Origin of the sequence: Brevibacterium atlanticum (genome assembly GCF_011617245.1) — a bacterium.
Classification (GTDB): Bacteria; Actinomycetota; Actinomycetes; order Actinomycetales; family Brevibacteriaceae; genus Brevibacterium; species Brevibacterium atlanticum.
This window is the reverse complement of the sequence record NZ_CP050152.1, coordinates 3,832,686-3,845,890: the sequence shown is the minus strand read 5'-3', so window position 1 is coordinate 3,845,890 and position 13,205 is coordinate 3,832,686. Positions and strand designations below refer to the sequence as shown.

The 13,205-nt window shown below is 68.4% G+C and carries 9 protein-coding genes; 5 read left to right on the top strand and 4 right to left on the bottom strand.

Annotated elements, in window-relative coordinates; genetic code table 11:
• Positions 1-17: 17 nt before the first annotated feature.
• Complete coding sequence (locus tag GUY23_RS17090) at positions 18-959, bottom strand: LysR family transcriptional regulator (protein ID WP_166974693.1); 942 nt, start codon at positions 957-959, stop codon at positions 18-20.
• Positions 960-1,141: 182 nt separating this feature from the next.
• Here GUY23_RS17090 and GUY23_RS17085 point away from each other — a divergent pair, with 182 nt between their 5' ends.
• The 5 genes from GUY23_RS17085 (at position 1,142) to GUY23_RS17065 (ending at position 8,183) form a co-directional block, all read left to right on the top strand.
• A complete protein-coding gene (locus GUY23_RS17085) occupies positions 1,142-2,332 on the top strand; it encodes a tyramine oxidase subunit B (protein WP_228282506.1) in 1,191 nt (396 codons plus the stop codon).
• 80 nt (positions 2,333-2,412) lie between these two features.
• A complete protein-coding gene (locus tag GUY23_RS18865; protein ID WP_323127135.1) occupies positions 2,413-4,902 on the top strand; it encodes an allantoate amidohydrolase in 2,490 nt (829 codons plus the stop codon).
• A gap of 56 nt (positions 4,903-4,958) precedes the next feature.
• On the top strand, positions 4,959-6,230 hold the full coding sequence (locus GUY23_RS17075) for an ammonium transporter (RefSeq protein ID WP_166974690.1): 1,272 nt from the start codon (positions 4,959-4,961) through the stop codon (positions 6,228-6,230).
• 69 nt (positions 6,231-6,299) lie between these two features.
• Positions 6,300-6,638 (top strand): P-II family nitrogen regulator, encoded by a 339-nt coding sequence (locus GUY23_RS17070; RefSeq protein ID WP_166974687.1) that lies wholly within the window; start codon positions 6,300-6,302, stop codon positions 6,636-6,638.
• 69 nt (positions 6,639-6,707) lie between these two features.
• Complete coding sequence (locus GUY23_RS17065; protein ID WP_166974684.1) at positions 6,708-8,183, top strand: hypothetical protein; 1,476 nt, start codon at positions 6,708-6,710, stop codon at positions 8,181-8,183.
• A gap of 75 nt (positions 8,184-8,258) precedes the next feature.
• Here the strand turns inward: GUY23_RS17065 and GUY23_RS17060 are convergent, their stop codons facing one another.
• From GUY23_RS17060 to GUY23_RS17050, 3 genes are read right to left on the bottom strand one after another with little or no spacing between them, the layout of a single operon-like run.
• On the bottom strand, positions 8,259-9,224 hold the full coding sequence (locus GUY23_RS17060; protein WP_166974681.1) for an NAD-dependent epimerase/dehydratase family protein: 966 nt from the start codon (positions 9,222-9,224) through the stop codon (positions 8,259-8,261).
• 9 nt (positions 9,225-9,233) lie between these two features.
• A complete protein-coding gene (locus GUY23_RS17055; RefSeq protein WP_166974677.1) occupies positions 9,234-12,074 on the bottom strand; it encodes an alpha/beta fold hydrolase in 2,841 nt (946 codons plus the stop codon).
• A 7-nt stretch (positions 12,075-12,081) separates the two neighbouring features.
• Positions 12,082-13,110, bottom strand: coding sequence for a 3-oxoacyl-ACP synthase III (locus GUY23_RS17050; RefSeq protein WP_166974674.1), 1,029 nt, complete (start codon positions 13,108-13,110; stop codon positions 12,082-12,084).
• Positions 13,111-13,205: the final 95 nt, after the last annotated feature.

Genomic DNA, 13,205 nt, shown 5'->3' with positions numbered 1-13,205 from the left:
CTGCGCGCCGAGGTGGGTTAGGCGATCGCGGCCGACCGGAGCCCGATGTTCGAGGCTTCGAGCAGGCAGTCGACGAACCCCTCGACGAGGGCGGGCGGCTGTGTGTTCGGCCCCGTGACGGCCAACAGGCGAGTGACGGGGGAGCCGGCGAGCGGCACCGCGACGATGGACGGAGGCAGCAGATGCCGAATCGATTCGGGGAGGATGCTCGTGCCGACACCGGCCGCCACGAATCCCAGAGCGGTCTCCTGGTGGATGACCTGCTCGACCACGGTCACCGCGGCGCTGTGCTCGCCCAGGGCCATCGACACGCGATCGACGAACCCGGGCATGAGCTCCCGGGAATAGGCGATCATCGGCACGCGGCTGATCTGACGGGCCGTCACCTCCGCCTGCTGCGCCAATCGGTGTCCCTTGGGCAGACAGGCGACCAACCGCTCGTCGTAGACGGGCACGGACGACAGTCGACCACGACCATCGGCCGTCCGAGCCTCGGAAGCCACGGTGGAGACGTCATCGCGGACGATCCCCACGTCGAGCTGACCGGCGGACAGCCGATCGAGCTGCTCACCGGAGGCCAAGGGCACGAGGTCGAGGGTGACCTGAGGGTGGCTCTGCCGGAACATCGTGACGACCTCGGGAAGGAACGTATATCCGGCCGAGCTGACGAAGCCGACGGTGAGCCGACCAGCCCTGCCTTCAGAGAAGTCGCGCAGCTCCTCCACTGCATGATCGAGGTCGCCGAGCAGGCGCGAGGCGCTGTCGAAAAACCGGGAACCCGCCGCAGTGAGAGAGACGCTGCGAGTGCTGCGGTCGAAGAGCTTCACCCCGAGCTCGCGTTCGAGCTTGCCCACGTGGAGGCTCAGCGGCGGCTGCGACATATGCAGCCTCTCCGCGGCGCGACCGAAGTGCAGCTCGTCCGCGACGGCGACGAAGTACCGCAGCTGTCGAAGTTCCATGGGCCTACGATAGCCAGTCGCTGTGGTGCGGAGATTTCTCCGTTGTTTCCGCAATATTTCGGGCGTTCTGCCTGGTCAGATTGAGAGCGATTCGCTCACAGTCGGCCCTGAAAATGTATTGGACGCCGGTCTGCTGCCCGGGGTTGTCTGGAAAAGGTCCGACCCCACCGCAAGGAGCAGCCATGAGCGCAGTCACCATGATCCCCACCGCCGACACCGTCCCGACGACCGCACCGACCGGCACCACGATCGACATGCTCTACCTCGACGAACCGCAGATGATCGCCGCCGGCGTCAAGGACATGGAATCCTGCATGGAGGTGATGGAGGAGGTCCTCGTCCTCGTCGCCGAGGGCGACTACCGGATGGCCGGGAACTCCGCGAACTCGCACGGCGCCCAGATCTCCTTCCCCGCCACCAGCCCGTTCCCCACCATGCCGGTCGACGCCTCCGACCGGCGCTTCATGGCCATGGCCGCCTACCTCGGCGGACGCTTCGACACCGCCGGAGTGAAATGGTACGGATCGAACGTCGACAACCGTGACAAGGGGCTGCCGCGCTCCATCCACCTCATCGTGCTCAACGACAAGGAGACCGGTGCCCCCTTCGCGATCATGTCGGGCAACCTCGAAAGCGCGTACCGCACCGCAGCCGTCCCCGGAGCCGCTGCGAAGAAGCTGGCCCCCGTCGATGCCGCGCGATTGGGCATCATCGGTCCCGGAGCGATGAACAAGTCGGCCCTGCACGCGATGACCCTCGCCCGCCCGAGCCTCACCGACATCGTCATCCACGGTCGCCGTCGCAGCACCTCGGAGTCCTTCGCCGACTACGTCCGCGCTCACTACCCGCAGTTCACGACGATCGAGATCAGCGACACCGTCGAGGGTGCGGTGAGCGACTGCGACATCGTCTCCGAAGCCGTCACCGGACTCGTCGGATCGGAGAACTACCCCTACATCGACGGCGACTGGATCAAACCGGGAGCCTTCCTCAGCCTCCCTGCGAACCTGCGGATGGACAAGGACTACACGCTCTCGGGCCGGGCCCGACTGCTCGTCGACGCGAAGAAGATCTACGAGGCCTGGGCCGAGGAATATCCCGCGCCCTCCCACGAAACCGCCTTCGGAATGATCGGACTCTACTGGCAGGACCTCATCGACGACGGCGCACTCGACGAGAGCCGCGTCGTCAACATCGGCGACGTCTTCTCCGGCAAGGCGCCGGGACGCGAATTCGACGACCAGCCCATCCTCTTCAGCGTCGGCGGCATGGGTGTCGAAGACGTCGCCTGGGGAAAGACGGTCTACGAGAACGCCGTGCAGGCAGGCCTCGGCACCGCGCTCAATCTGTGGAAGACCCCCGACCTCGCGTGACCACGATGCGCGGGCACCACCCCGCACCCCGTTCACCTCATCGTGCATGCCTCATTCGGGGCACTGAAGATCGGATTGCAGTGACAACAGAAATATCGCAGATCGTCGTCATCGGGGCGGGCCTCTCGGGTGCGGCAGCCGCCTGGAGACTCGCCGAAGCCGGCGCCGAGGTGCTCGTCCTCGAACGCGACCGGCCCGCCTCGGAGTTGGGCAGTTCGCACGGATCGGCCCGCATCTTCCGCTACGCCTACCCGTCTCGGGCGCTGACCCGACTGGTCGCCGAGTCACGCAGCGGGTGGACGGGACTCGAGGCCCGATGCGGCAGGAAGCTCATCACACCCAGCGGCGCCCTCGACTTCGGGGCCGTCCGCGATCCGCACGGCTTGGCCAGGGTGCTCGAGGCTGAGGGGATCGACTGCGAACTCCTCGACCGTCAGGCCGCAGCGGAGCGGTGGCCGCAACTGGACTTCGACACCGATGTGCTCTGGCACCCGGATGCCGGCGTCATCGATGCTGAGGCGGCCGTGGCCGCGATGCTCGAGAGTGCGGAAACGGCCGGTGCGCGCATCCTGTCGAACTGGGAGGTCGCCCGGGTCCACCGAGGCGGTTCTGCCACGGGCTCCGGTTACACTGTGACCTCGTTCGACGGTCGCAGCGTCGAATGTGAGCAGGTGGTCGTGGCCGCCGGACCGTTCCTGCCGGCGCTGCTCGAAGGTCTCGACATGCCCGCCGACTTCCGGGCCCGGATGCCTCAGTTCCAGGTTCGTCAGGAGACGGCGTTCCACTTCCCCTACCGCGATCCGCGCGACGTCGGGCAGGCGGAGCCTGGGCAGTCGACGTCCTGGCCGACGTTCATCTACAAGGGTCCGCAGATGCAGGTCTACGGCCTGCCCGGGGGACGGGACGCCGACTTCCGCGGACAGAAGGTCGCGGAGTACAACGGTGGACGCGTCATCCACTCAGGCTACGAACAGGACGGAGTCATCGACCCGGACCATCGCCGCCGAGTCACCGGGTTCGTCGAGCGGACGCTGCCGGGACTTGCGCCCGAGGCCTACGCGGAGACGACCTGCCTGTTCACGAACGTACCCGACGACGACATGATCATCGATCGCGCCGAGGGGATCACCGTCGTCTCGCCATGCTCGGGGCAGGGCGCGAAGTTCGCGCCTCTGCTCGGAGACCTCGTCGTCGACCTCGTTCTGCGCTCCGAACGCCCGCACCGTCAGTTCCGGGCCACCGGGCAGCGCTTCGACGGAGGAGAGTCCTCGAACACGGCGGCTCCCGCTGTCGCGACGGCGACCGAGCTCCTCGACGAGATCTCTGAGATCGGCGTCGATGAAGAGCGAGGAGGATACACCCGCCCCGTGTTCTCTCATGCCGAACTCGAACTGCGCAGATGGTTCATCGACGCCGCCCTCGCCCGTGGTCTTGATACGACGACGGATGAGAACGGTGTGATCTGGGCCTGGTGCGAGGCGCGGGCCGCCGTCCCGACCGGCGGCAAGGGCAGCAACGCCGTCGGACCGGATGTGCTCGACGGCGACCGCGAACTGCCGCCGAAGGCGATCGTCACCGGCTCCCACCTCGATTCGGTTCCCGGCGGGGGCGGCTTCGACGGTCCGCTGGGCGTCGCCAGTGCGCTCGCGGCCTTCGACGACCTCCGCTCGCGCGGTGTGCTCCCGGCCCCCCGCCCCTTCGCCATCACCGTCTTCCCCGAGGAGGAGGGATCGCGTTTCGGCGTCGCCTGCCTCGGATCACGTCTGATGACCGGTCAGGTCTCGGCCGAGGCCGTGCGCGATCTGTGCGATGACGCGGGCCGGTCCTACGCCGAGGTGGCCGCCGGTGCCGGATTCGACCCCACCCGGATCGGACCGACCCCCGACCGGCTCGACCAGATCGGTGCCTTCGTCGAACTCCACGTCGAGCAGGGCAGGGGACTGGCCGAACTCGGCCAGCCGGTGGCCCTGGCCGGTGCGATCCTCGCCCATGGGCGGTGGCACATCCGGATCTCCGGATCCCCCGACCATGCAGGCACCACGACGATGCAGAGCCGACACGACCCGATGGTCGTCGCCTCCCAGATCATCACGCAGCTGCGCGCTGAGGTGCTCGACTGCGATGACGCCCGCGGCACCGTTGGTCGTCTCCAGGTCACCCCCGGCGGGACGAACGTCATCGCCGCGACGGTCGATCTGTGGCTCGACGTGCGCCATCGAGACGAGGCAGTGGTGCGGAGCATCGTGGGGAATATCGCCGAGGCGCTGCACACGCTCGCCGCAGACGAGGGATGTTCGGCCACGCTCGTCGAGGAATCGTTCGCCCCCGAGGTCGACTTCGACGACGGGCTGCGGTCTCGCCTGCAGACCGTGCTGCCCGATGCTCCCGTCCTCGACTCCGGGGCGGGCCATGATGCCGCGGCGCTCGCCGGGGCAGTTCCGACGGCGATGCTCTTCGTCCGCAACCCGACCGGCACGTCGCACGCACCGACGGAGACCGTAGCCCCCGAGGACGTTCTGGCAGGGCAGCGCGCCCTCGCCGACGTCCTCGAAGAGCTGCTCGTCGGCTGATCGCCCGCGCCGGACCTCCACTCACCCTCCACCAACCACCGACGAAGGACACCACGATGGACATCACCTCACAGGTCAACACCGGCTGGATGCTCACCGCCACGGTCGCTGTGACCTTCATGCTCCCGGGCCTCGCGCTCTACTACGGCGGGCTGTCCCGCACGAAGAACATCCTCAACACCGTCATGGTCGTCTTCGGCGGATTCGCCGTCACCGCCGTGCTGTGGGTGCTCTACGGCTATGGCCTGACTCTGGGCGACTCTGCCGGTGGGGCGGGCATCATCGGCAACCCCTCGGGACTCTTCGGCCTGACGTCCCTGCTGGGAGAGCCGACACCGGAGGGAGCCGTGCCGGCGATCCTCATCGCCGTCTTCCAGCTCGTCTTCGCCGGACTCACCGTCGGCATCATCGGCGGTGCGGTCGAGGGGCGCATGAAGTTCTCCGCCTGGCTGATCTTCTCCGGGCTCTGGGCCACTCTGGTCTACTTCCCGGTCGCCCACTGGGTGTTCGCCTTCGACTCCGACGACGGGTCGACGATCGGCGGGTGGATCGCCAATCGCGTCGGCGCGCTCGACTTCGCCGGCGGGACCGCCGTGCACATGAACGCCGGTGTCGCCGCCCTGGTACTCGCCGTCTTCCTCGGCCGACGGCGTGACTTCCCCGCTGTGGGGCGACCGGGGAACCTTCCCATCGCCATCCTCGGCGGCGGTCTGCTCATGGTCGGGTGGTACGGGTTCAACGGCGGCTCCTCGGGAGGCATCGACGAGAGTGCCGGTGTCGCGCTGACGAACACACTCATCGCCGCCTGCTCGGGGCTGCTGGGATGGCTGATCGTCGAACGTCTCCGCCGCGGCTCTGCCACCTCCCTCGGCGCGATCTCCGGAGTCCTCGGCGGACTCGTGGGAATCACGCCTGCCGCGAACTCCGTGTCGCCGGTCGGCGCGGTCGTCATCGGTCTCGTCGCCGGAATGATCGCCTTCTTCACGCTCGGTCTCAAGGAGCGCTTCGGCTACGACGACGCCCTCGATGCCGTGGCCATCCACATGTTCCCCGGCATCTTCGGCACCCTCGCGATCGCCGTCCTCGCCGATCCCTCCTCGCCGGCCGGGGCTGCCGGCCTCCTCTACGGCGGCGGGCTCGGACTCCTGGGCGCTCAGGTCCTCGCTGTGGCAGCGGTCTTCGTCTACACCTTCGCCGTCACTGCGCTCATCGCGTGGGTGCTCACGGCGACGATCGGTCTGCGGGCGTCCGAGACGCAGGAGAGAGCGGGCCTTGATACGAGTATCCACGCCGAAACCGCATACGAAGTCGACGACCTCCGCTCCTGACGCCACCACCGCACGAAGTCTTCGGCGCCAAGGCCGGAGACGCATGATCTCTGAGAAGGGAACGACGACATGAAGCTCATCACCGCAGTCCTCCAGCCCAGCGCGCTCGCCCCGGTCAAAGCGGCACTCGCCGAGGCGGGAATCACCGGAATGACCGTCTACGAGGCCAAAGGACACGGCGCTCAGGCAGGGAAGGTCGAGGTCTACCGTTCGCAGAAGATCCTCGTCGAGTTCCTGCCGAAGATCTCAATCGAGGTCATCGTCACCGACGCAACGCTCGATGCCGCGCTTGCGGCCATCAGCGAAGGTGCGCATACCGGGCAGATCGGGGATGGGAAGATCTGGGTCTCAGAAGTCTCCCATGTCATCCGCGTCCGCACCGGAGAGACCGACGAAGACGCCGTCTGAGACATCGGCATCGGCGAAAGATTCGGGGTCTTTCGCGGCAAGCGCGGGTGAACAAGGCACAATGGGGATATGAGATTCCTGGTTGCACTGATCCTCGGCCTGGCCGTCATGTTCGGTCTCAACGCCATCTTCGACTTCTTCTCGATGTCGCGGCCGTTGGGTTCGATCCTCATGGGCGTGACCGTCGGTGTCACGATGCTCATCGTCCTCCTCATCTGGGAGGCCGTCCGCCCGACCCCGCCCAAGGGCGAGTCGGCGAAGGCGAAAGCGAAGGCACAGAAGAGCGAAGAGGAACGGGCGCAGGCGCGAGCCGAACGACGTGCGCGTCTGGCCGCCGAGGCGGGGGTGAGCCTCGAAGGCATCGACGGGGCCCTGCCCGGTTCGTCGGCGAAGCCCGGCGAGACGACCGGCCCAGGTGACACGGCCAGCGCTGGGGACACTGCCGACGCTGGTGACACTGCCGGCGCAGGTGAGGACGGCACAGATGCCTCCGCCGACGAGGCTGCCGCGACCGGTGCTGACTCGGCCGAGGGAGCCGACCCGTCGGATGCATCCGACGCATCCGACAGCTCCGGTTCATCCTTGGAAGTCGGAACCGACGAGAACGCTGGTTCGTCGGATGACTCGGAGGCTTCTGCGGTGTCGACGTCGACTGCTGAGTCGGCCGAAACGTCCGATGCTGACGCTGCTGAGAACACTGCACCCGGTGCACCGGCCGAGACCGAAACACGCAGGCGTGCCCGAGGCCGACACAGCGCCGAACCCGACGATGTGGGTGAGCCGACGTCCGAGGCCAGGGAGCAGTCAGAGGAGCGCGCCCCGGAAGCGGCCGAAGCTGCCGCCACGACGAACGACACTGCCGCGGAAACGGACGAAGCCGCGGATGCGGGCTCTGCCGTCGACAGCGCTGAGAAATCATCCATCGAGACGACAGGAGACGACGACACGGAATCGCCGCGTCCGGCTCCGGTGATGCCTCAGGCGGAGTCATCCGAGAAGTCCGACCTGCCGGCGCCCCCGCCATTGCCGCCGGCATTCCCCGCGCGACCCGACACCGCCCCGCAGGGTTCTGCCACCGACAGCGACTCTGCCGCGCCGAAGTCCGATCCCACTCCCGCGGCACCGCCGGTGCCCGACGTGGCACCCTCGGTCAGATCCGAGGATCCGACCACGCCGACGACAGCCCCTGCCGAGGACACCACCGCGCAGCCCTCCGAGGGCGCCGATCCGGAGACTGCCGGTATCAGTGCTGAGAGAGCCGCTGAGGCAGAGTCCGCCGAGCCCGCTGCGGAGAAGGTCGACGTTCCCGCGACCATCGCCGACGACACCCCGACTCTCGACCCGGAGGACTTCGACGAGTCAGCCGGTGGATCCTCGCTCGAGACCCCGCCTGCCGGCGAACCGGGAATGTCATCCGATGACCTCTCCGGAACCGAACCGGAGACCGATGACTCGGGCGACGGCGACGACGATGAGGGTGCAGACGATGACCAGCCCACCCGCAGAGGACCCTCGGCGGAGGAGAACAACCAGTACCGCCTCTGACCGCAGAACAGCTCTGACCGGGCGGCCGCTCAGTCGCGACGACGAGCGATCCCAACCCGGACGGCCAAGGCCCCGCTACGCGTAGTGCGCGGCGAGGATCTCCATGCCCTCTTCGATGCTGACTCGGGGAGTCCAACCCAGCACCTCCTGCGTCCGCCGCTGGTCGAACCAGTGCGCGGTCGACAGCTGCTCGGCGAGGAACCTCGTCAGCGGGGGTTCGTCATCATGCTCACCGAGTGCCCACACCTTCTCGACCACGGATCCGGCTGCCAGCGCCGGGGCCAAAGGGATGCGCAGCTTCGGCTGTCCGGCTCCACCGGCGATCGCGATGCGTGACATCAGCTCGCCGATCGCTCGCGGCTGACCGTTCGTCACCACGAGCGACTCGCCATGGGTGGTGTCGACAGCGGAGACCGCGGCGACGATCGCCTCGACGGCATTGTCGACGAAGAGAGTGTCCACAAGAGCCGCGCCCGAACCGAGGACAGGCATCCGCCCGGCCCGCGCACGGTCGATGATCCGCTCGGTCAGCTGCGTGTCCCCGGGACCCCACATGAGATGCGGCCGGAGGACGAGCACACGGAAGTCCGGGGAATCGGCACCGAGGGCGATGCGCTCACCGGCCCCCTTCGTCCGCGCATACTCGCCGCGGGCGAACTCGGGGGTCGCAGCCTCGGCGCCGTCGCCGATGATCGAGGCGCCCCTATGCGCCACCGAAGGCGAGGAGATGTGCACCAGGCGGGGCACGCCCGCGGCCCGCGCCGCATCGACGAGGGTCCGGGTGCCGCCGATGTTCACGGCCTCGAAATCCTTGGGATCGCCCATCGTGGATACCTTCGCGGCCAGGTGTACGACCGCCTCGGCGCTGGTGACGGCAGTTTCGACCGATTCCTCATCGGTCACCGATCCCAGCACATCCGCAGCGCCGTCGACCCCGGAGGGACGGCGCTGCAGGGTCGTGACCTCATGACCTGTCGCGACGAGGGCACGGGCGACGGATGAACCGAGCAGCCCGGAGGCTCCGGTGACGGTGATTCTCACTTCAGCTCCTCAGAGGCTTCCGCGCACCGGACCGCCGGCCAGGACACGGTCGGCCCAGGCCGCCAGCCGGGAGCGGTCGATCTTCGAATTGTGGCGGATGTCGGTGGGGAATTCGGGGGCCACGAGCACGGCGGCGAGGTCGTGGCCGCCGACCTCGGCGATCTGCTCCCGCAGTCGGGCGGTCAGCTCGAGCGGTGCGAGACCGGGTGAGAGCGCGGTGCCCTCGGCGTCGAGCACGACGACCAGCGCCTGCGTGCCGACCGGACCGATGCCGACGACGGCACTGCGGCTGACCTGCGCGTCGGCGTCGACGAGCGCCTCGAGACCGCCCGGACCGACGGGTCCGCGCGCAGTCGTGACGACGTGCTGCAGGCGACCTTCGAGCCATACCCGGCCGGCATCGTCGATGTGGCCGATGTCGTTCGTCCGGTGCCAGGTCAGACCGTGCAGATCATCGCGAGCCGAATCCGCGGTCGTGCGCCACAGATTGTCGTAGCCGGACTTGATGTGGGCGGCACTGACGACGAACTCGCCGAGGCGGTCCCGGGAGGCCTCTCCCTGCACGAGCTCATCGGCGGAGTTCCCGGCAGCATCGATCGGTGCCAGCGCGAGCTCGACGCCGTCGATGGGCCGACCCACGCACACCCCGAGCCCGCCGGTCGCATCGGCCTCGGCCACACCCGCCCGGTCGATGTCAGTGAGCAGGAGCCCCTCGGTCATGCCGTAGGGGGAGTGGATGGACGCGTTCGGGAACACCTCGGCGATGGCGTCCATGAGTTCCAGGGGCACGGGTGCGCCGGCGGAGAGCACGAGTTCGACCCGTGCACACGCTGCACGCTGCTGCGCATCGAGTCGCCCTGCTGTTGCGGCGACATTCCGGTACGCGGCGGGGGAGGCGAAGACCATCGTCGCCCGGCCGGCGATGATGGCATCGGCGATCGCGCTCGCCGTGAGCGTCTTCGGCTTCGTCACGGACATGTCCGGCGTCACCGAGGTGGCCCCGATGGCCGGACCCAACAGCGCGAAGGGCGGGAACCCCGCGACCAGTCCGGTGCCCTCACGGACGTCGAAGACCCTGGTCAGCACCGCTGCCAGTGCGGAGATGTCCGCATGCGTGTAGCGCACGCCCTTCGCCGGTCCTGTCGAGCCGGAGGTGAAGAGGATCGCCGCATCGTCATCGGCGGACGGTGGCGGCAATTCGGCGCGGTGTTCGGTGCGGGAGAGCGCGGTCAGGCTCGTCTCGGCCTTGAACAGCCGGGAGCGCACGGGCCCGAGCGGGCTGACGGAGATCCGCCGACCGGGCCAGCCGAAGGCGCCGGCCAGGGTGAGGCCGGGCAGCTCGCCGATGATCCACTGCGGGTCTGCCGAGGTGATCGCCCGCGTCATCCCTTTCGGGCCGAGACCGGCATCGGCGACGACGGCGACCGCGCCGACCTTCAGGCACGCGTAGAGCGCGGCGGTGAGATTGTTGCCCGGCGGGACGAGCATCGACACCCGGTCCCCGGGCTTGACGCCGAGGTCGAGCAGGCCGTTCGCGATCGACGTCGTCACGTGCCACAGGTGGCGCCAGCTGATCTGCTGCGCGGGGTTCTGTGCGAAGTCGACGGAGGCGATCGTCTCATCGTCACGGCGCGCATCGAGGATCGCCGTGACCGCGCGGACAGGTGGGGTGTCGGTGGCGGGGGCGTCGGCAGTGTCGGTGGCGGGAGCGGATTCGCGCGCCGAGGCGGCCGTGCTCGAAGCCTCGGACGGGCCTTTCGTCGTGCCCTCGGTTGGGCTCGCCGCGGTGTCTGCGGCCGTGCCGAACTGTGCGTCCAGCCAGTCGAGGACGAGGCCGGGCACATCATGGTCTTCGCTGACAAGATGGGAAGCGGTTTCGAACCGGTGCAGATCGGCCTGTGGCAGGCGGGAGCGCAGATCCCGCAGATAGCGTTCGAGGAACACCGGATCCTTCGGGCCCCAGACGAGGAGGGCAGGCTTGTCGAAGGCGGCGATGTCCTTGCCGATGCGCTGGAGTTCGGAGTCCGAGGGGTGGTCCGCATCCACAGGAATGTCGGCGACGAAGTTCCCGATCGCCCATCGGTCGGCAGCGCTTCGGTACGGGGCATGAAACGCATCCTTGGTCTCGGCGGACAGATCGCCGAGGCTCATCGTGACTTGTAAGAACCAGTCGGTGAGCACGGTGGCTGTGGGCAGCATGGGTCCCGCGAGCGTGGCGCGCAGGGGCGCCGGGATCGGGACGTCCTCGGGCTGGTGGACGGCCGTGTTGAGGCTGATCGCCGCGGAGACGATGTCGCTGCTGCGCGCGGCCCAGCCGAGCGAGAGCACGCCGCCCCAGTCGTGTCCGATCGTCACGATCGGATGGCCGCTGCCGGCCACCTCGGCGGGGTTGGTCGTCCCGGCCGCAGATGGACGGTCGGCGGCGTCCTCACTGCCGGCCACCTCGGCGAGCAGCGTCGTGACGACGGCGTCGAAATCATTGAGACGGTCGGCGATCCGGCGCACCTCGTGGGATTTCGGGGTCGGCATCGATTCGTGGGCGAGCCGTTCGGAGAAGCCCATCTCGAGCTGGTCGGGGGCGATGACCCGCCACACGCGGCCACCGGCTCGGGCGGTCTCGACGGTGGCGCGGGCGAGCCTGCGCCACAGATAGGACCAGGTCGGGTTGCCGTGGAGGGCGAGGATCGTGCCTGCGGGCTCGAGCCCTGCCGCGCGCAGGGCCGGAAGGGTGTCGAGGACGTGGAACTCGTGCGTGCCATCCGGGGTCGCGGCCTCGACGATCCGGGACCAGGCGGGGTCCCACTCGGGCAGCTGCGGGGGAATCTGAGCCGGCCGTGCAGGGAACTTCATGGAATCTCTACCACTCGATCTCGGTCATGGCGGTGTTGAGGCCGGAGCCGACGCCCATGCACAGGATGCGGTCGCCGGGCTGGAGGGATTCGGCCTCGCGGGCAAGGGTGATGGGCAGGGAGGCCGGGCCGACGTTGCCCAGTTCCGGATAGGTCACGGGAATCCGGTCGGGGTCGAGGTTCGCGGCCTTCGTGATCGAATTCGTGTGCACATCGGAGACCTGGTGCATGACGTAGCGGTCCATCTCCTGCCATTCCCAGCCGTCGTTGTGGGCTTCCTCCCACGCGGCGACGACGAGTTCCATGCCCCCGGCGAGCAGGCCCTTGGCATCGGTGAACATGCCGTTGTGGTCGCCTACGCAGAGTTCGTGGTGCTGGGTGGCCGCACGGGTGATCCCGCCGAGGATGCGGTGGCCCTCCGGATGCTTGTCGGCCGGTCCGAGAACAGCGGCAGCGGCCCCCGAGCCCAGGGTCAGGGAGGCGAATTCGTTGAGGTACTCCTCGCGGGTGATCTCGGGGCGGTTGAGGCGGCGCAGTGTGGCCTCCTGGACGCGGGAGGCGTCCTCACCGGCGACGACGAGGGCGTATTCGATCTGCCCGGCATCGATCATGTTCGCGGCCAGGGTCATGCCGTTGACGAACCCGAGGCAGGCGTTGGCGATGTCGAAGTTCATCGCCTGTGGGCCCAGGCCGATGCCGGCGTGGACGCCGACGGCCACTGAGGGCTCGAGGTGTTCACGGGTGACGGAGGTGTTGACCATCAGGCCGATGGCCTCGGGGGACACACCGGATTCGGCGAGGGCGTTCTTGCCCGCGGTGATCGCGCCCTCGGCGAACTGATGGGGCTGATCCCAATTGCGGCGGGCGTAGACGCCGGCGACCCGCTGGAGCAGGCCCTGCGGCAGGTTGAGGGTCCTGAGAGTATCGGCGAGGCGTTCGTCGAACTCCTGCGAGGTCACTTCGTTCGGGGCCAGCGTCTCGGTCAGGCCGAGCAGGGCCACGTTCGAGTGCCGAAATGTTGCATTGCCGTTCGCCAATTGAGCTACTCATCCCTTTTCGGGTCGTTCGTCGGTGTCGGTCTGGGCCGCTGAGACGCGCGCGTGGCGCGGCACGACGGGGGAAGTCCGGGACT